Below are 16,551 nucleotides of genomic sequence, written 5' to 3' on the forward strand. Positions count from 1 at the left end.
TGCTGATGATGGCCCTGCACCGCGAGCGACACGGACGGCCCCGACCCGACGCGCCCCCGACCCCTCCGCTGCTGCTCCAGCGCGGGCCGGGCAGCGACCGGCGGACCTGGACGCCGGTCCTCGAGCGGCTGGCGGAGGCCTGCTGATGCGGATCGCGATCGTCGGCAGCGGGATCGCCGGGCTCACCTGCGCGCAGCGGCTGAGCGGCGAGCACGACATCCGGCTGTTCGAGGCCGAGGAACGCGCGGGCGGGCACACCCACACCCGCGACGTCGAGCTCGGCGGCCAGCGCTACGCGGTCGACTCGGGCTTCATCGTCTGCAACGACCGCACCTATCCGCACTTCCTGGCCCTGCTCGGCGAGCTCGGCGTCGCCACCCGACCGACGGCGATGAGCTTCTCGGTCACGGCCCGCGACCGCGACTTCGAGTACCACGGCGACTCGCTCGGCGGCCTCTTCGCCCAGCGCCGAAACCTGGTCGATCCGCGGTTCCTGCGGATGGTCGCCGAGTACGGGCGGTTCAACCGCGTCGCCCGCCGCTTCCTCGCCTCCGGCGACGAGACGACCTCGCTCCGCGACCTGCTGCGCGACGAGCGCTTCTCGTCCTGGTTCGTCGAGCGCTTGATCGTCCCCCAGGCGAGCGCGGTCTGGTCCACCGATCCGGACGCGCTGTGGCGGTTCCCGGCGGTCTTCCTGCTCCGCTTCTTCGCCAACCACGGGATGCTCTCGCTGCGCGACCGCCCGCAGTGGCTGACGGTCGCGGGCGGTTCGCGGACCTACGTCGACGCGATCGTGCGGCCGCTCGGCGACCGGGTCCGGCTCGGCGCGCCGGTCGTCGGCGTCCGTCGCCACCCCGACCACGTCGAGGTCCGGGTCGCCGGCTGCGAGCCCGAGCGGTTCGACCACGTCGTCCTCGCCGGCCACAGCGACCAGTCGCTGGCCGTGCTCGAGGACCCGACCGGGGCCGAGCGGGAGGTCCTCGGCGCAATCCCCTACCAGCAGAACCAGGCGACGCTCCACACCGACCGCTCGCTGCTGCCGCGGCGCCGACGCGCCTGGTCGAGCTGGAACGCGCACCTGCTCGACGCGCCGAAGGACCGGCCGACCGTCACCTACGACATGCACCGGCTGCAGGGCTTGCCCGAGAACCCGGACGGGGATCGGCTGCTCGTGACGTTGAACCTCGACGAGCAGATCGCTCCCGATCGGGTCCTCGAGCGGATGACCTACGCCCACCCGGTCTTCACCGCCGCGGGGCTCGTCGCCCAGCGCCGGTGGGCGGAGATCTCGGGACCGACGGCGAGCGTGGACCCCGGCGTCGCCGCCGGGCGAACCCACTACTGCGGGGCCTACTGGCGCTGGGGCTTCCACGAGGACGGCGTCTGGAGCGGTCTACGGGTCGCCGACGACCTCGGGGCCACCACACCCCTCCGAGCCCCGCAGGAGGCGCTGGCGTGAGCCCGTACGCCCCGATCGGCGACGGCGACGGCACCTCCGCGGCCACGGGCGCGCCGCACCCGGCCCGCGGGGCCGCGAGCGCGCCCGACCCCGGCACGCCGCCGGTCCCCGCCTCGGCGGTCTATCTCGGCCAGATCGCCCACCGCCGCCTCGAGCCGCGGGCGCACGCCTTCCACTACCCGATCGCGATGCTGCTGCTCGACCTCGACGAGCTGCCGGGCGTGCTCGAGGGCCACCGCGGCTGGGGCGTCGAGCGCCGCGCCCCGCTGAGCTTCCGGCGGGCCGATCACCACGGCGACCCGGCCGTGCCGCTGGCCGAGGCGATCCGCACGACGGTCGCCGGCCGGATCGGTCGCCGGCCGACCGGCCCGATCCGCTTGCTGGCCCAGCCGCGCGTGCTCGGTCGCTGCTTCAACCCGGTCACCTTCGCCTACTGCTTCGGCGACGACGGCGTGACGCTCGAGGCGGTCCTGGCCGAGGTCACCAACACGCCCTGGGGCGAGCACCACGCCTACGTGGTCGACGCGGCCGAGGCCGAGCGCACGCCGGGCTCCCGCTCGCTCGCCTGGTCGCTCGACAAGCAGTTCCACGTCTCCCCCTTCATGGCGATGGACCACGAGTACCGCTGGCGCCTGACCCCGCCCGACTCGCGGCTCGTCGTCCACCTCGAGAGCCGCCGCGAGCAGCGGCTCGTCTTCGACGCGACCCTGACCCTGCGGCGGCGCCCGCTCGACGCCGCCGGGCTGCGCGCCTACGTCCGACGTCGGCCGATCGGCACCCTCGCCGACGTCGCCCGGATCTACGCGCAGGCCCTGCGGCTCGGGCTCAAGCGCGTCCCGACCTTCCCCCATCCCACCCCGCGAGGCCGATGACCCGGATCACCGAGACCGCGGCCCGCTCGTTCGCCCTGCGGCTGCTGGGCTCCGTCGAAGGCGGCGCACTGCTGCTCCGCGAGCCGGACGGCCGTGAGCACCGCTTCGGCGTCACCGGCTCGCCGCTCCACGCCGAGATCGCGCTCCACGACCGCGGGGTCTGGGCCCAGCTCCTGCGCGGCTCGTTGGGGATCGGGGAGAGCTACGCCGCCGGGCGCTGGAGCAGCCCCGACCTCGTCTCGCTGGTCGCCCTCGGGGCCCGCAACATGCGGGGCTTCGACCGCCTCCGCGACCAGCTCCGCCCGCTGCTCCTCCCGGTCCAGCGACTGACCCGCGGCGCCCGCAACACTGTCGGCCGCTCGCGCCGGCAGATCGCCCAGCACTACGACCTCTCCAACGAGCTGTTCGGGCTCTTCCTCGACCCGACGATGAGCTATTCGTGCGGGATCTTCGCCACCCCCGACACGAGCCTCGAGGCGGCCCAGATCGAGAAGATCGACCGGCTCTGCCGCAAGCTCGACCTCCAGCCCGGGATGCGGCTGCTGGAGATCGGCGGCGGCTGGGGCGCGCTGGCGATCCACGCCGCCGCCGAGTACGGCGCCCAGGTCACGACGACGACGATCAGCGCCCAGCAGCACCTGCTCGCCCGCGAGCGGATCGACGCCGCCGGGCTCGGCGGGCAGATCGACCTCCGCCAGCAGGACTACCGCGAGCTCGAGGGCCGCTACGACCGGCTGGTCTCGGTCGAGATGATCGAGGCCGTCGGATGGCGCGACCTGCCGACCTTCTTCCGCCGCTGCGACGCGCTGCTCGTCGACGACGGGCTCTTCGCGCTCCAGGCGATCCAGATCGACGACCGCGCCTACGAGGCGGAGAAGCGCGGGCGCAGCTTCATCAACAGCCTGATCTTCCCCGGCGGCTGCCTGCCCTCGGCCGCCGTGATCGAGGACCGCGTCGCGACCGACACCCGGCTGTCAGCGGTCGACCACGACGATCTGACCCCGCACTACGCCGAGACCCTCCGGCGCTGGCGGACCGCCTTCCACGGCGCCGCCGACGAGGTTCGTGCGCTCGGCTACGACGAGCGCTTCGTACGGCTCTGGGACCTCTACCTGGCCTACTGCGAGGCGGGCTTCCAGGAGCGCCGGATCACGCTCACGCAGAACCTCTACGCCGGATCGTCCGCGCCCCGATGCCCGTCAACGCCGCCCGCTTCCCGAGCGCGAGGACATCGAGCTTCGCCGCCAGCCGCTTCAGCTCACGCCGCTCCCGCTCGCTGAGGTTGCTCGGGCGGCCGTGGCTGTGCTTCAGCAGCTCGGTCAGCCGCGCGCGCTCCTTCGGCGACAGCTGCTCCTGCCAGTGGTGGTGGGTCTCCCGCAGCAGGTCGAGCAGCAGCAGCCACGGGATCACCTTGCGGCCGGCCACGCGGTTCGCGGCGCCGGCGGGGGAACGACGAATCAGACCCATGAGGACAGGCTACGGGGTCGGCGTCCCGCCGCCGGCGGGTGGCCGACCCCGTAGCCGCAGCAGCCTCCGCTCGCCACGACCGTCGCGGCCGTGCGGTGGCCACCTCGCGGCGGGCCGCCCCGGTCCGCCGGGTCAGGCCGACTCGGCGGCGAGGTCGCCGTGGTCGTCGTCCTCGCGGGAGACGGCCTCGGTGACCAGCGTCGGCGGACGACCGTCGGCGATCGTCTCGCGGGTGACGACGCACTTGCGCACATCGCGGCGGCTCGGCAGCTCGAACTGGACGTCGAGCAGCGCCTCCTCGAGGATCGACCGCAGGCCACGGGCCCCGGTCTCCCGCTCGAGCGCCTTGTCGGCGACCGCGTCGAGCGACTCGTCGGCGAACACGAGCTCGATGTCGTCGAAGGCGAAGCTGGCCTGGAACTGCTTGGTCAGCGCGTTCCGCGGCTCGGTCAGGATCTGGATCAGATCCCCTCGCGACAGCTGGCGCACGGCAGTGACCACCGGCAGGCGGCCGATGAACTCGGGGATCAGGCCGTACTCGACGAGGTCCTCGGGCAGGCAGTGCTCGAACAGCCGGTCGAGCGGCAGGTCCTCGGCCTGGTGCTCCTCGGGATCGACGAAGCCGACGTTGCGCTGACCCGTCCGGCGCTTGATCACGTCGTCGAGACCGGCGAAGGCGCCACCGCAGACGAACAGGATGTTCGTCGTGTCGATCGTCAGGAACTCCTGGTGCGGGTGCTTGCGCCCACCCTGGGGCGGCACCGACGCCTGGGTCCCCTCGAGGATCTTCAGCAGCGCCTGCTGCACGCCCTCGCCGGAGACGTCACGGGTGATCGACGGGTTGTCGGCCTTGCGGGCGATCTTGTCGATCTCGTCGATGTAGATGATCCCGGTCTCGGCCTTCTTGACGTCGAAGTCCGCGGCCTGGATCAGCTTCAGGAGGATGTTCTCGACGTCCTCCCCCACGTAGCCGGCCTCGGTCAGCGCGGTCGCGTCGACGATCGCGAACGGGACGTTGAGGATCCGGGCCAGCGTCTGGGCCAGCAGCGTCTTGCCGCAGCCCGTCGGCCCGAGCATCAGGATGTTCGACTTCTGGAGCTCGACGTCGCTGTCGCCACCGGTGCTCTGGGCCGCCATCCGGACGCGCTTGTAGTGGTTGTAGACCGCTACCGAGAGCGTCCGCTTGGCGGCGTCCTGGCCGACGACGTACTCGTCGAGCACCCCGAAGATCTCCTGCGGCTTGGGCAGGTGCTCGACGTCGAAGCCGGGCTGCGCCGAGAGCTCCTCGTCGATGATCTCGTTGCAGAGCTCGATGCACTCGTCGCAGATGTAGACGCCCGGCCCGGCGATCAGCTTCTTGACCTGCCGCTGGGACTTCCCGCAGAAGGAGCAGAGCAGCTGTTCGCCGCCTTCGGTGGCTCGTGCCATGCTCGCGTCTCCTTCGTCGTTCGTCGTCCGTGGTGGCAGCGCCGGAGCGCTACGCGTTCTCGATGACGCGGTCGATGATCCCGTACTCCACGGCCTCTTCCGGGTCCATGAAGTAGTCGCGCTCGGTGTCCTTCTTGACCTTCTCGAGCTGGGTCCCGGAGTGGTGGGCGATGATCTCGTCGAGCTTGCCGCGGAGGTCGATGATCTCCTTGGCGTGGATCTCGACGTCCGTCGCCTGACCCTGGAAGCCGGAGCTGACCTGGTGGATCAGGATCTTCGAGTTCGGCAGCGCCATCCGCTTGCCCGGCGCGCCGCCGGCGAGGATGACCGCGCCCATCGACATCGCGATCCCGCAGCAGATCGTGCGGACCTGCGGCTTGATGAACTGCATCGTGTCGTAGATCGCCAGTCCCGCGTACACCGACCCGCCGGGCGAGTTGATGTAGATCGAGATGTCCTTGTCCTCGTCGTCCGAGGCGAGGTGCAGCAGCTGCGCGACGATCAGGTTGGCGATCTGGTCGTCGACCGGCGTCCCCAAGAAGATGATCCGCTCGTTGAGCAGGCGGCTGTAGATGTCGAACGCGCGCTCGCCGCGCGCCGTCTGCTCGACGACCATGGGGACCATAGGACTCATACGGGAGTTCCCTTTTCGGTGTGCGGAAGCTGGGTCCTGCCGGAAGCTGCCCGGACAGGGGTTCTTCGGGTCGGAAGGACTCGCTGTGAGCCTACCAACCGGACTTCCCGTCCTCGCCGGGTCGGCGAGGACGGTGGTCCCGGCGGTCGCACGCGGGGCGTGCGACCCTCGGACCGTCGTCGGACGGCCGGCCCCGGGCAAGCCCGGCGGCCGACGCGACCGACCGCGCGGCTCAGGCCTCGTCGGAGTCCGCGTCGGCCTTCGGCTTCGCGGCAGGCTTCTTGGGCTTGGCCGCGGCCTTCGGCTTCGCGGCGGCCTTCTTCGGCTTCTCCTCGGCCTCGCCGTCGGCGTCGGCCTTCGGCTTCGCGGGCGCCTTCTTCTTCGCCGGAGCCTTCTTCTTGGCGGCGGGCTTCGGCTCGTCCTTCGCGTCCTCGTCGGCGGCCGCGTCGGCCCCCTCGTCGGCCCACGAGCGACCACCGGCGCCGCTGGTCTCGCCGGCCTCCGGCGTCCACAGCAGGCCGCGGCTCTTGGCGTCCTCGACCGACACCGCGGTCGCGCGCTCGATCAGCTTCTCGATCGCCTGCTGCTGCGCGACGTCGGAGACCAGCTCGTCGCGGTGGCCCTGGCGGACCAGGCGCTTCAGCAGCTTCTCGGGCGTCGTGCCCTGCTGGGCGGCGGGAGCGGTGATCGCGTCGAGCAGGTCGCCGTCGCTCGGCTCGATCCCCTCGGCCGCGATGAACGCCTCGACGGCGGCCTCGCGGCGCAGGCTGCGGGCGGCCTCCGGCGCGGCCTCGGCCAGCAGGTCGTCCTCGCTCTTGCCCGCCATCTGGAAGTAGAGGTCGCGGGAGATGCCTTGCTGGGCGAGCTGGTTGAGCGTCCGGTCCAGCAGCTCGCCGGCGCGGGCCTTGGCGAGCGAGTCGGAGATCTCGACCTCGGCACGCTCCATCAGCGTGTCGATGACGGCCTCGCGGTACTCGCGGTCGATCGCGACCTGGTCCTGCTCGCGGAGCCGCTCGGCGATGTCCTCGCGCAGCTCGTCGACCGTGTCGACGCCCGCGGCCTCCTCGGCGAACGCGTCGTCCAGCTCCGGGAGCTGCTTCTCCTGGACCTCGTGGACGGTGACCGAGAAGATCGCCTGGACGCCCTGCAGCTGCTCGGCACCGTAGTCGTCCGGGAAGTTGACCGTGACGTCGCGGTCCTCGCCGGCCTTGGCGCCCTGGAGCTGGTCCTCGAAGCCGGGAACGAGACGGCCGGAGCCGAGCTCGACCAGCTGGTCACGGCCGGCGCCGCCCTCGAACTCCTCGCCGTCGATCCGGCCGACGAAGCTCATCAGGACGGTGTCGCCCTCGACCGCGGGGCGATCGACGGCGGTCAGCTTGGCGTGCTGCTCGCGCAGCTGCTGGAGGTCCGCCTCGACGCGCTCGGGATCGGCGGCGGGCTCGCGACGACCGACCTCGAACGGATCGAGGTCGCCGAGCTTGGCCTCCGGACGGACGCTGATCTCGAACGTGAAGGTCAGCGGCTTGCCGGCCGCCGGCAGCTCGCCGAGGTCGACCTGCGGCTCGCCGACGGTCTTCAGGCCGGCCTCCTCAACCGCCTCGACCAGCCAGGTGCCCATCGACTGGCGCAGGGCCTCGTCGAGGACGGCTTCGCGGCCGTAGCGGCGGATGACGACGGGGGGCGGGACCTTGCCCTGACGGAAGCCCGGCATGCGCAGGTCGCGCGAGAGCACCTTGGCCGTCTCGAGCATTGCCTGCTCAACAGCCTTGGGTGTCACCTCGGCCTCGACCTTGACACGGGAATCGGAAAGGTCGGTGACGGTCGTAGAGACAGCGGACATAAGAATCGGCAACGATAGCTCGCGATGCGCATCGAGGCTCCCACGCGGCTTGACCGCGCCGTCCTGGCCTTCGTCTCCGGACCGCTCGGGCACCTGCTCGGGACCGTGCTCGAGCTGCTGGCGATCCTCCGCGACAGCGCCCGCCGACGGTTCCGGGCGCGACTCGACCGCCGACGCTAGGCCCGCCCACGGCTGCCGATCGCGCCCCGGAACGACGAACGGCGCCCCGAGGGGCGCCGCGTCGCTGCTGGTGCCTGCGGGCCGGCTGGGCCGCCCCGCAGGTGATGAAGCAGGAACCGCTGGATCAGCAGTTGATCGTGACCGCGACCTGACGGTCGGCCGGATCGCCGGCGCTGTTGCGGGTGTAGACCCGCAGGTGGGTGGCGTCGGCGAGGTCGACCGCCGCGTTCGCGCCCGGCGCGCTGCCGTAGGCGGTGGCGCCCGGAACGCACTTCGAGATGTCGGCGTCGGCGGTCACCAGGTACTGGCCCGCCGACTCCCGGGCCGCGGCGGTGAGGCCACGGTTGTTCTGGAGGGCACCGTCGGCGGCGACCACGCCGATCTTGGTCTGCGCGGCCGACTGGGTGACCGCGTCCTTGGTGATCTCGTCGGCGTCCTTGCCGTCGACCTTGTCGGCGTTGAGGCCGGTGGCCACGCCGCCCGCGTTGGTGGTGAACGGCTTCGCCGCCGCCGCGTTCGGGCCGGTCGCGTTGGTCGTGATCGTGCCGCCGACGGGACCGCGGAAGCGGAAGTTGAAGGCCTGGCCGTTGCTGAGGTTCGAGGCCTCGATGCAGCCCTTGCCCAGGTTCTGCGCGCGGCAGCCGTAGATCGCGCCGCCGCCGGCGCCCTTGTTGGACTGGCGGGTGCCGAAGGTCGGGTTGATCGCGATGACCTCGGTCTCCTGGCTGAACGACTTGCCGCCGGCCGGGTTTCGCGCGCCGCCCTTGAGGGGGGAACCCTCGCCCGCGCCGACCGCGAGCGGCGCCGCGACGGCGACCGCGACGACCGCCGCGGCGAGGACGGTCAGGATGCGGCCGCTGCGCAGGCCGCTGAAGATTGCTCGGATACGAGACATGGAGTGATTCTCCTGGAGAGGGATATCCGTACATCTCTTCCAACTCGACCCCCAGGGCAGAGTTGCGGTGCCGCAACGGCTCGCCCGCGAACCACCGCAGGGGCCGGTTCTCGGACACGCCGTACGCCGCCAGATCCTGCCCTCCGAAGGCCTCGCCACCACCTCCGCGTGGCCGCTCTCGACCCGGCGCAGCGCCCGGACGTCGACCGGCCGACCGGTTGGTTGGCGACCGATCCGCGACACCGACCCCGAGAACGACACTGGGGCCACCCGCGACGGGTGACCCCAGAGACAACAACGGCGCCGTTGCAACAGCAACGACGCCGATACGCGAGGGGCGAACGACGGGGCTCGAACCCGCGACCGCCTGGACCACAACCAGGAGCTCTACCAGCTGAGCTACGTCCGCCGCGTGCGGGGCACAATACAGCAATCGGCCGGTGCGGCGACGCCCGCGATCCAGGCCCGGGGTGGCCCCACCGGATCGCGGGCGTCGCGCCGACAGCGCCCCCACTTGGATTCGAACCAAGGACCTGCGGATTAGAAGGCCGCTGCTCTATCCAGCTGAGCTACAGGGGCAGGTGCACCCGGGAGGGTACCGTGGCTCGCAGCACGAGCACGCCGGCAGCGACGCGCCTAGTCCCGTCGGCCGCCGCGCGTCGGCAGCGTGCGGAAGACCAGGTCCCACCAGGGAGCGCTGATCCCGTAGCCCCGGGTGTCGTCCTGGAAGTGGTGGCGCATGTGCATCTCCCGCAGCCAGCGACCGGCCCGCGTGCGCGGCCGGTGGTGGTGCAGATGGTGGTGCGTCATGTCGTACGCGAGGTAGCCGAACACGAAGCCGCTGCCGACGGCCAGGCCGCTCCCGACCCCGAACAGCGCCACGAAGGCGAGCACGAAGAGCGCCGTCCCGGGGACGGACACGACCGGCGGCATCACCAGCCGCAGCGGATCGTTCGGGTGGTCGTGGTGGACGCCGTGGACCATCCAGTGCAGCCGCGCCCCGAGCCCCCGCTCCGGCTCGATGTGGAAGAGCACGCGATGGACCCAGTACTCGATCAGCCCCCAGCCGACCCAGCCGGCGGCCATCAGGCCGATCAGGCTCAGGGTCCCGACGCCCTGACGGGCGGCGGCCACGGTCAGCAGCACGACGGCCGGGACGAAGATCACGACCGGGACGATCGGGTGCACCCGCGTGGCCCGGTCCATCGGCGGCGTGCGGAACATCGGCGGCGACGCGCGGAGGACGTCGGTGCGGGTGGCGGAGCCAGCCTGCGGCGGTTCCTGCGAGCGCTCGCGCTGTTCGGTGGACACGTGCGCATCTTCGCACGCCGAGGGGCGGACTCGCGAGTGGTTTCGGCCACCCGAACCCAACAGCAGTGAGGCGGGGACACGCAATACGAGCCGCGTGCCCCCGCCGCGCTGACCAATCGGGGCGCCCGGATTCGAACCGGGGACCCCCGACACCCAAAGTCGGTGCGCTACCAGGCTGCGCTACGCCCCGTGATGGCCGGCGGAGTATAGGCGCGACGGTGCAATACTGAGCGTTCGGTCTCGATCACGGGAAGAACGATGCAGGTCACCGCGCGCGCAAACCGCGACGAACATTTCCGCCACACCGTGCGGATGCGCCAGCACACGACGACGGTCGACGAGCCCTTCGACATGGGCGGGGAGGACGCCGGGCCGACCCCCCAGGAGCTGCTCGCGGCGAGCCTCGCCTCATGCACCGCGATCACGCTCCAGATGTACGCCGAGCGCAAGGGCTGGGACATCGGCGACCTCGAGGTCGAGTGCACGTTCAAGCCGGCCCCCGAGCGCGGTTGCCCGACCCGCTTCGAGCTCGTCATGCGGATCGACGGCGAGATCGATGACGAGCAGCTCGCCCGCCTCCGGGTGATCGCGACCAAGTGCCCGGTGCACCGCGTCCTCGACGGGGAAGTGATGTTCGACGAGCGTGTGGAGCGGGTCGCCCACGCCGGCTGAAGCGCGCGAGCGCCTTCGGGCGGCGTTGCTCCCGACGGAGGACGCCGCGACGATGACCGTCCACGGGGCGACCCGGGCTGCGGTCCTGGTGCCGATCCTCGAACACGACGGTCGCCTGCAGGTGATCCTCACCCGCCGCCGTCACGACATGCGCCGCCACGCCGGGGAGATCTCGTTCCCGGGCGGCCGCAGCGACCCGGACGATCCGACCCCGACCGCGACCGCCCTCCGCGAGGCCGAGGAGGAGATCGGCCTCCCCCACGCCAACGTCGAGGTGCTCGGCGCCCTCGAGCCGGTCGGCACGATGGTCACCGGCTACGCGGTCTATCCGATCGTCGGCTGGATCCGGCACCCCGGCGAGTGGCTGCTGTCCCCGCACGAGGTCGACAGCGTCTTCGAGTTCGGCCTCGCCGAGCTCCAGGCCAGCTACGAGCGGCGCCGGCTCGTTCGCCGCGGGATCCCGTTCCTGACCGACGCCTACACGGTCGACGGTCAGGTCGTCTGGGGCGCCACCGGCCGGATCCTGCGCGACCTCCTCACGCGGATCCCCGACGACCTGGTGACGGCCGACGCGGGCGTTCCTGGACGGATGTCCTAAGCGCCCGGCCCGGGCTCTCGGGCGCCCGCCGCCGGCCTCGATCAGCCGCGGTCGCGATCGAGGATCTGCTCGATCGCGCCGGCGGTCGACGCCGCCCAGCCCTCGGGGTCGGTCGGCTCGTGGTAGAGCAACCCCCACGGAATCTCGTTCTGCCGGCAGAGCCGCTCGACGATCCGGGCGCCCTGGCTGAGGACCTCGACGGAGAGCGTGCCCGAGCACTCGTAGAGGACCCCGCGGACGGTGGTGTCGATCGTCCGCTCGAGCAGCATCTCGAGACGGGTCCCGTGGAGCGCGTTGACCTTGCTCTCGTCGCCGCTGGCCGAGCCCAGGGCCCAGACCAGCACCGTCACGTTGTCGAGCGCGTAGCGGAGCGTGCCGATCCGGTCCGGATCGCCGTCACACGGCTCGCCCCCGGCCTCGACGATCGCCGCGTGCCGGGACGGGTCGCGGGTGACGACCCGGACCGCGTGGCCCTCGGCCACCAGCCGTCGGGTCAGGCACAGGCCACGCTCGCCCCCGCCGATCAGGAGCAGCCGCATCAGACGCACGTCCTCGAAGCCAGCATGCGGCGAGTCTACGCAGGGGTTCGCGGCTTGCACCTCGTGGGACGCCGGCGGGCGTCGGGTATCGTCGGCCCCGAGGACATCCTTGATGGAACACACGCACCTTTCCGAGCTGACCGCCGCCGACGTCTCATTGCTACGGGAGGAACGTGGCGCGGCCCACACCCACGTCGGCGGGGTGGCGATCTTCGACGGTCCTCCCCCACCGATCGAAGCGCTGCGCGAGCACGTCCTCTGCCGGCTCGAGCGGGTGCCGCGCTACCGCACCACCCTGGTCGCGGCACCGTTCGGCATCGGCCGCCCCCGCTGGGTCGTCGACCCCAGCTTCACGATCGAGTACCACGTGCGGCACACCGCGTTGCCGTCACCCGGCGACATCGGCGAGCTGCGGACTGCGGCGGCCCGGATCTTCTCCGAGCGGCTCGACCGGACCAAGCCGCTCTGGGAGCTGTGGGTGATCGAGGGCATGGACGACGACCGCTTCGCGCTCGTCGCCAAGTCCCACCAGGCGCTCGTCGACGGCATCGTCGCCGTCGACCTGATGACGGCCCTGCTCGACCCCGTCCCCGAGCCCGCCCCGCCCGTCGCCGATCCCGCCCAGGGCCAGTGGCTCGCGCCGCCGCTCCCGAGCACCGCCCAGCTGGTCGCGGCCTCGGCCGGCAGCCTCGGCCGGCAGCTGCTCTCCGGGCCGCTGCGGGCGGTCCAGGCCGCCACCCGTCCCGGCGAGGCCCTGCACCGCCTGCGCGAGGCCGCTGACGCCACCAACGACCGGTTCGGCGCCCGGGTCCGTCCCGCGCCGCCGTCACCGCTCAACGTGCCGATCGGCCCCCACCGTCGGCTGGCGCACACCGCCGTCCCGGTGGCCGACCTCAAGCGGATCAAGGACACCTTCGGCGGGACGGTCAACGACGTGGTCCTGGCCACCGTCACCGGAGCGATCCGCCACTGGATGCACGAGCGCGGCCTGCAGACGGCCGGACTCGAGCTGCGCGCGGCGGTCCCGGTAGCGGTCGAGGCCCGCGGCCGCGAGGCCCGTCCGATCACGATGGCCTACGCGCCGCTGCCGGTCGGCGAGCCCGACCCGCTCGTCCGGCTGGAGCGGATCCGACGGGCGATGTCCGAGGGCGTCACCGGCAAGCGTGCCGTCGCCGCGAGCGCGCTCACCGCGTCCGAGTCGTTCGCCCCGCCCTCGGTGCTCGCCCAGGCTTCCCGCCTGCACTTCGCGGCCCGGCACTTCAACCTGCTGGTGACCAACGTGCCCGGCCCCCAGACGCCGATGTACCTGCTCGGTCGCCGGATGGAGACGACCGTCCCGGTCCCGTTCCTCTCGGGCGATCGGGCGCTGGCGATCGCGGTCATGTCCTACGCCGGCACGGCCGAGTTCGGCCTGCTCGGCGATCTGGACAAGCTGGCCGATCTCGATGCGATCGGCGAGGGCGTGGAGCTCGCGGTCGGCGAGCTGCTCGCGTGGGCCAGTGACGGCCGTCCGGCCCGCCGTCGGCGGGTCCGGTCCGCGGGCTGACCCGGGGCCCTCGGGAGAGGGCCGCTCGGGGTCGGTCCCGCGCCGCGACGTGGCGACCGCGAACTGCGGCCGCCGACCGAGCCGAAGCTCAGTGCTCGTCGTGGTGCAGCGGCAGCTCGTTGGTCTCGCGAATCGTGTCGCGAATCCAGGCGACGAGCACGCCGATGGTCACGATCAGGCCGACCGCGACCAGCCAGTAGGTCGTCGTGACGCCCACCAGCAGGGTCGTCACGCCGACGGTCAGCAGCAGCGGCTGAATGCTGTTGCCGGGGAGGTGGATGTCGTCGCCCGCAGGCGGGACGGGCTTGTCGAGCTCGCTCATGACTTAGGAGACGTAGATGACGGCCGCGACGAACGTCAGCAGGAACATCACGAGGATGACGATGCCGGCGATCAGCGCGTCGCGCAGGTTGCGCTTGGCGAGGTTGCGATCCATGGGGTCGGTCTCTTTCCGGTTCTCAGATCTTGGCGTCGAGGACCATCGCGGCGAACAACACCGAGAGGTACGCCAACGCGTATAGGTGGAGCGACAACGCGCGTGCGCGCGTCCCGTCGCGAAGGAGCAGCCAGGACTGGCGCATCAACTCGGCCCCGAGCAACAGCGCGGCGACGAGGTAGATGGTGCCGAAGGCCCCGGTGATGACGGGGACGACCGAGACCACCACGGTGATCGCCGACCAGGCCACGATCGCCTTGAAGGTGTAGCGGTCGCCGCGCACGACGGGAAGCATCGGGATGTTCGCCGCGGCGTAGTCGTCCTTGATCAGCATCGACAGCGCCCAGAAGTGCGGCGCGGTCCACGCGAAGACGATCGCGAACGGGTACAGCGAGTCGACGGCGAAGCCGCCGGTGACCGCGGCCCAGCCGACCATCGGCGGGAACGACCCCGCCAGGCCGCCGATGACGATGTTGTTGGTCGTGCGGCGCTTGAGCCACATCGTGTAGACGCCGACGTACCAGGCGAACCCGGCGAGCGCCAGCAGCGCAGCGGTGATGTTCGCGGCCAGCGCGAGCAGCACGAACGACGCGATCGTCAGCCACAGACCGACCCAGAGCGCGACGTGCGGCTCCATCCGGCCGGACGGGATCGGACGATCCTGCGTCCGCGACATCAGCGTGTCGATGTCGCGGTCGTACCAGTGGTTGATCGCACTCGCGCCACCGGAGGCCAACGAGCCTCCGACGACGGTCGCGAGCACCAGCAGCGGCGACGGGTTGCCCGCCGCGTACATCGCCGTGACCGTGGTCAGCAGCAGCAGGATCTGGACCTTCGGCTTCGTCAGCGCGATGAGGTCCGCGACCCGCTGGCGAGCCGTCGGGCTCACCAACGGCATCGCCGTGCCGCGCCGAGGGGCGGTGACGGACGAGGGCACGTCAGTCACCTCTCCGATTTCGGGGGGCCCGCCAGCTCACGCGGGCTGCCCTGCTCCGACTGCCTGTTCCGCCTCGCGGCGCTCGATCTCGGCGCGGATGTCCTTCATCGGCTCGACCGAGCGCACGCGCGGGACCGAGTCGAAGTTGTTCTGCGGCGGCGGCGACTGGGTGAACCACTCGAGCGTGTTGCCCTTCCACGGATCCGGACCGGAGACCGCGCCGTGCTTGAGGCTGCGCAGGGCGTTGATCGCCGTCATCAGGATGCCGGCACCGAGGATGAACGCACCGATCGTGGAGATCAGGTTGTAGATCGCCAGGTTTCCGACGTCCGCGTACTCGGAGATCCGTCGCGGCATGCCGTCGAGACCGATCGAGTGCTGGATCAGGAAGGTCGTGTGGAAGCCGACCAGCATCGTCCAGAAGCTCCACTTGCCGAGCTTCTCGTTCATCATCCGGCCGGTCATCTTCGGGTACCAGAAGTAGAGGCCCGAGAAGACCGCGAAGACCGCGCCGCCCATCAGCACGTAGTGGAAGTGCGCGACCACGAAGTACGTGTCGTGCAGCTGCCAGTCGACCGGGTAGATCGCCAGGAAGACGCCGGTGATGCCACCGATCAGGAACGTGCCGAGGAAGCCGACCGCGAACAGCAGCGGCGTGGCGAAGATGATCGTCCCCCGCCAGAGCGTGCCGATCCAGCTGAAGATCTTGATCCCGGTCGGGATCGAGATCAGCATCGAGCTGACCATGAAGAACACGAGCACGACGCTCGGGCTCGGCGTGGTGAACATGTGGTGCGCCCACACCATCAGGCCGAGGAAGGCGATGGTGAGGGTCGAGGCCGCGATCGCCTTGTAGCCGAAGATCGGCTTCCGGGCGAAGACCGGCAGGACCTCGGAGATGATGCCGAACCCGGGCAGCACCATGATGTAGACCTCGGGATGCCCGAAGAACCAGAAGAGGTGCTGCCACAGCAGCGGCGAACCGCCCGCGGCCGGGTTGTAGAAGTTCGTCCCGAAGTGCCGGTCCGTCAGCAGCAGCGTGACCGCGGCGGCGATCGCCGGCAGGGCCAGGATCAGCAGGACCGAGTAGGTCAGGATCGTCCAGCAGAACAGCGGCAGGCGACTCCAGGTCATGCCCGGCGCCCGCAGGTTCGCGATCGTGACGTAGAAGTTGACCGAGCCGACCAGCGAGCCGATGCCCGTCAGGTGGACCAGGAAGATCCAGGCGTCGACGCCGCCGTTGGGCAGGTAGTCCTTCGACGCCAGCGGGACGTAACAGGTCCAACCGCACTCGGGCGGGTTGAAGAAGACCGAGGCGTAGAAGACCAGGCCACCCGCAGCGAGCAGCCAGAACGACAGCGCGTTCAGCTTCGGGAAGGCCATGTCTCGTGCGCCGATCATCAGCGGCACGAAGTAGTTGCCGAAGCCCGCCATCACGGGCACCACGAACAGGAACACCATGGTGGTGCCGTGCATCGTGATCAGCTGGTTGTACGTCTTGAAGTCCAGGAGCGTGTTGTCCGGGACCGCGAGCTGCAGGCGGATCAGCAGCGCCTCGACCCCGCCGACGCCAAAGAAGGCGAAGGTGAGGACCAGGTACATGATCCCGATCTTCTTGTGATCGGTGGTGGTGACCCAGTCGACCCAGCCGCGCGTCGGCTTCTCGACCGAGTGAGCGACGACCTGTGGGATCGGCGTGGCAGTGACGGTGGCCATCGTGATTCCTCGGAAACGGAG

At 71.0% G+C, this 16,551-nt stretch carries 17 protein-coding genes and 3 tRNA genes; 8 read left to right on the forward strand and 12 right to left on the reverse strand.

Annotated features, from left to right (window positions below):
• Positions 1 to 8 precede the first annotated feature (8 nt).
• The 4 genes from ACVUH9_RS17685 to ACVUH9_RS17700 are packed head-to-tail and all read left to right on the forward strand — an operon-like array spanning position 9 to position 3,611.
• Positions 9 to 146 (forward strand): hypothetical protein, encoded by a 138-nt coding sequence (locus ACVUH9_RS17685; protein WP_475759276.1) that lies wholly within the window; start codon positions 9 to 11, stop codon positions 144 to 146.
• Positions 146 to 1,459, forward strand: a complete 1,314-nt coding sequence (locus ACVUH9_RS17690) for an NAD(P)/FAD-dependent oxidoreductase (protein WP_475759278.1) — start codon at positions 146 to 148, stop codon at positions 1,457 to 1,459. Before ACVUH9_RS17685 ends, ACVUH9_RS17690 begins: the two co-directional genes overlap by 1 nt.
• Positions 1,456 to 2,331 carry a DUF1365 domain-containing protein gene (locus ACVUH9_RS17695; protein ID WP_475759280.1) on the forward strand — a complete coding sequence of 292 codons (876 nt, stop codon included), beginning with the start codon at positions 1,456 to 1,458 and terminating at the stop codon, positions 2,329 to 2,331. Before ACVUH9_RS17690 ends, ACVUH9_RS17695 begins: the two co-directional genes overlap by 4 nt.
• On the forward strand, positions 2,328 to 3,611 hold the full coding sequence (locus tag ACVUH9_RS17700) for a class I SAM-dependent methyltransferase (RefSeq protein ID WP_475759282.1): 1,284 nt from the start codon (positions 2,328 to 2,330) through the stop codon (positions 3,609 to 3,611). Before ACVUH9_RS17695 ends, ACVUH9_RS17700 begins: the two co-directional genes overlap by 4 nt.
• A gap of 319 nt (positions 3,612 to 3,930) precedes the next feature.
• On the opposite strand, the gene clpX is transcribed toward ACVUH9_RS17700, so the two are convergent.
• The 3 genes from clpX to tig form a co-directional block, all read right to left on the reverse strand.
• Complete coding sequence (gene clpX, locus ACVUH9_RS17705) at positions 3,931 to 5,226, reverse strand: ATP-dependent Clp protease ATP-binding subunit ClpX (RefSeq protein WP_475759284.1); 1,296 nt, start codon at positions 5,224 to 5,226, stop codon at positions 3,931 to 3,933.
• 49 nt (positions 5,227 to 5,275) lie between these two features.
• Positions 5,276 to 5,860, reverse strand: coding sequence for an ATP-dependent Clp protease proteolytic subunit (locus tag ACVUH9_RS17710; RefSeq protein WP_475759286.1), 585 nt, complete (start codon positions 5,858 to 5,860; stop codon positions 5,276 to 5,278).
• Between the two features lie 232 nt (positions 5,861 to 6,092).
• Positions 6,093 to 7,700 (reverse strand): trigger factor, encoded by a 1,608-nt coding sequence (gene tig, locus ACVUH9_RS17715; RefSeq protein ID WP_475759288.1) that lies wholly within the window; start codon positions 7,698 to 7,700, stop codon positions 6,093 to 6,095.
• A 24-nt stretch (positions 7,701 to 7,724) separates the two neighbouring features.
• On the opposite strand from tig, the gene ACVUH9_RS17720 reads away from it, so the two are divergent.
• Positions 7,725 to 7,880 (forward strand): hypothetical protein, encoded by a 156-nt coding sequence (locus tag ACVUH9_RS17720; RefSeq protein ID WP_475759290.1) that lies wholly within the window; start codon positions 7,725 to 7,727, stop codon positions 7,878 to 7,880.
• Positions 7,881 to 8,004: 124 nt separating this feature from the next.
• Here the strand turns inward: ACVUH9_RS17720 and ACVUH9_RS17725 are convergent, their stop codons facing one another.
• From ACVUH9_RS17725 to ACVUH9_RS17745, 5 genes are all read right to left on the reverse strand, one after another.
• Positions 8,005 to 8,775, reverse strand: a complete 771-nt coding sequence (locus ACVUH9_RS17725; protein ID WP_475759292.1) for a hypothetical protein — start codon at positions 8,773 to 8,775, stop codon at positions 8,005 to 8,007.
• A gap of 336 nt (positions 8,776 to 9,111) precedes the next feature.
• A tRNA-His gene (locus ACVUH9_RS17730) sits at positions 9,112 to 9,184 on the reverse strand.
• A gap of 96 nt (positions 9,185 to 9,280) precedes the next feature.
• Positions 9,281 to 9,354 (reverse strand) — tRNA-Arg (locus tag ACVUH9_RS17735).
• Between the two features lie 57 nt (positions 9,355 to 9,411).
• On the reverse strand, positions 9,412 to 10,086 hold the full coding sequence (locus ACVUH9_RS17740) for a sterol desaturase family protein (RefSeq protein WP_475759294.1): 675 nt from the start codon (positions 10,084 to 10,086) through the stop codon (positions 9,412 to 9,414).
• A gap of 116 nt (positions 10,087 to 10,202) precedes the next feature.
• Positions 10,203 to 10,276: transfer RNA gene (locus ACVUH9_RS17745), tRNA-Pro, on the reverse strand.
• A gap of 68 nt (positions 10,277 to 10,344) precedes the next feature.
• Here ACVUH9_RS17745 and ACVUH9_RS17750 point away from each other — a divergent pair.
• Together ACVUH9_RS17750 and ACVUH9_RS17755 are read left to right on the forward strand one after the other, a co-directional pair.
• Positions 10,345 to 10,758 (forward strand): OsmC family protein, encoded by a 414-nt coding sequence (locus ACVUH9_RS17750; RefSeq protein WP_475759296.1) that lies wholly within the window; start codon positions 10,345 to 10,347, stop codon positions 10,756 to 10,758.
• Between the two features lie 52 nt (positions 10,759 to 10,810).
• Positions 10,811 to 11,356: an NUDIX hydrolase gene (locus ACVUH9_RS17755; protein WP_475759298.1), complete on the forward strand. Its 546-nt coding sequence runs from the start codon at positions 10,811 to 10,813 to the stop codon at positions 11,354 to 11,356.
• A gap of 41 nt (positions 11,357 to 11,397) precedes the next feature.
• Here ACVUH9_RS17755 and ACVUH9_RS17760 read toward each other — a convergent pair whose 3' ends face one another.
• Complete coding sequence (locus tag ACVUH9_RS17760) at positions 11,398 to 11,895, reverse strand: NAD(P)H-binding protein (protein WP_475759300.1); 498 nt, start codon at positions 11,893 to 11,895, stop codon at positions 11,398 to 11,400.
• 112 nt (positions 11,896 to 12,007) lie between these two features.
• On the opposite strand from ACVUH9_RS17760, the gene ACVUH9_RS17765 reads away from it, so the two are divergent.
• Entirely contained in the window at positions 12,008 to 13,441 is a 1,434-nt protein-coding gene (locus ACVUH9_RS17765; RefSeq protein ID WP_475759302.1) for a wax ester/triacylglycerol synthase family O-acyltransferase, read from the forward strand.
• Between the two features lie 88 nt (positions 13,442 to 13,529).
• On the opposite strand, the gene ACVUH9_RS17770 is transcribed toward ACVUH9_RS17765, so the two are convergent.
• From ACVUH9_RS17770 to ctaD, 3 genes are all read right to left on the reverse strand, one after another.
• Entirely contained in the window at positions 13,530 to 13,763 is a 234-nt protein-coding gene (locus ACVUH9_RS17770) for a hypothetical protein (protein WP_475759304.1), read from the reverse strand.
• A gap of 136 nt (positions 13,764 to 13,899) precedes the next feature.
• Positions 13,900 to 14,775, reverse strand: coding sequence for a heme o synthase (locus ACVUH9_RS17775; RefSeq protein ID WP_475759434.1), 876 nt, complete (start codon positions 14,773 to 14,775; stop codon positions 13,900 to 13,902).
• A 75-nt stretch (positions 14,776 to 14,850) separates the two neighbouring features.
• Positions 14,851 to 16,530: a cytochrome c oxidase subunit I gene (ctaD, locus tag ACVUH9_RS17780; RefSeq protein ID WP_475759306.1), complete on the reverse strand. Its 1,680-nt coding sequence runs from the start codon at positions 16,528 to 16,530 to the stop codon at positions 14,851 to 14,853.
• Positions 16,531 to 16,551: the final 21 nt, after the last annotated feature.

The sequence above is a fragment of the Patulibacter ginsengiterrae genome, assembly GCF_056269115.1.

What these genes read in the sequence shown, in the direction of transcription:
- ACVUH9_RS17685 (WP_475759276.1), top strand. Translation starts at nt 9, where the DNA reads ATGGCCCTGCACCGCGAGCGACACGGACGGCCCCGACCCGACGCGCCC.
- ACVUH9_RS17690 (WP_475759278.1), top strand. Translation starts at nt 146, where the DNA reads ATGCGGATCGCGATCGTCGGCAGCGGGATCGCCGGGCTCACCTGCGCG.
- ACVUH9_RS17700 (WP_475759282.1), top strand. Translation starts at nt 2,328, where the DNA reads ATGACCCGGATCACCGAGACCGCGGCCCGCTCGTTCGCCCTGCGGCTG.
- clpX (WP_475759284.1), bottom strand. Translation starts at nt 5,226, where the DNA reads ATGGCACGAGCCACCGAAGGCGGCGAACAGCTGCTCTGCTCCTTCTGC.
- ACVUH9_RS17710 (WP_475759286.1), bottom strand. Translation starts at nt 5,860, where the DNA reads ATGAGTCCTATGGTCCCCATGGTCGTCGAGCAGACGGCGCGCGGCGAG.
- tig (WP_475759288.1), bottom strand. Translation starts at nt 7,700, where the DNA reads ATGTCCGCTGTCTCTACGACCGTCACCGACCTTTCCGATTCCCGTGTC.
- ACVUH9_RS17720 (WP_475759290.1), top strand. Translation starts at nt 7,725, where the DNA reads ATGCGCATCGAGGCTCCCACGCGGCTTGACCGCGCCGTCCTGGCCTTC.
- ACVUH9_RS17725 (WP_475759292.1), bottom strand. Translation starts at nt 8,775, where the DNA reads ATGTCTCGTATCCGAGCAATCTTCAGCGGCCTGCGCAGCGGCCGCATC.
- ACVUH9_RS17750 (WP_475759296.1), top strand. Translation starts at nt 10,345, where the DNA reads ATGCAGGTCACCGCGCGCGCAAACCGCGACGAACATTTCCGCCACACC.
- ACVUH9_RS17755 (WP_475759298.1), top strand. Translation starts at nt 10,811, where the DNA reads ATGACCGTCCACGGGGCGACCCGGGCTGCGGTCCTGGTGCCGATCCTC.
- ACVUH9_RS17760 (WP_475759300.1), bottom strand. Translation starts at nt 11,895, where the DNA reads ATGCGGCTGCTCCTGATCGGCGGGGGCGAGCGTGGCCTGTGCCTGACC.
- ACVUH9_RS17765 (WP_475759302.1), top strand. Translation starts at nt 12,008, where the DNA reads ATGGAACACACGCACCTTTCCGAGCTGACCGCCGCCGACGTCTCATTG.
- ACVUH9_RS17770 (WP_475759304.1), bottom strand. Translation starts at nt 13,763, where the DNA reads ATGAGCGAGCTCGACAAGCCCGTCCCGCCTGCGGGCGACGACATCCAC.
- ACVUH9_RS17775 (WP_475759434.1), bottom strand. Translation starts at nt 14,775, where the DNA reads ATGCCGTTGGTGAGCCCGACGGCTCGCCAGCGGGTCGCGGACCTCATC.
- ctaD (WP_475759306.1), bottom strand. Translation starts at nt 16,530, where the DNA reads ATGGCCACCGTCACTGCCACGCCGATCCCACAGGTCGTCGCTCACTCG.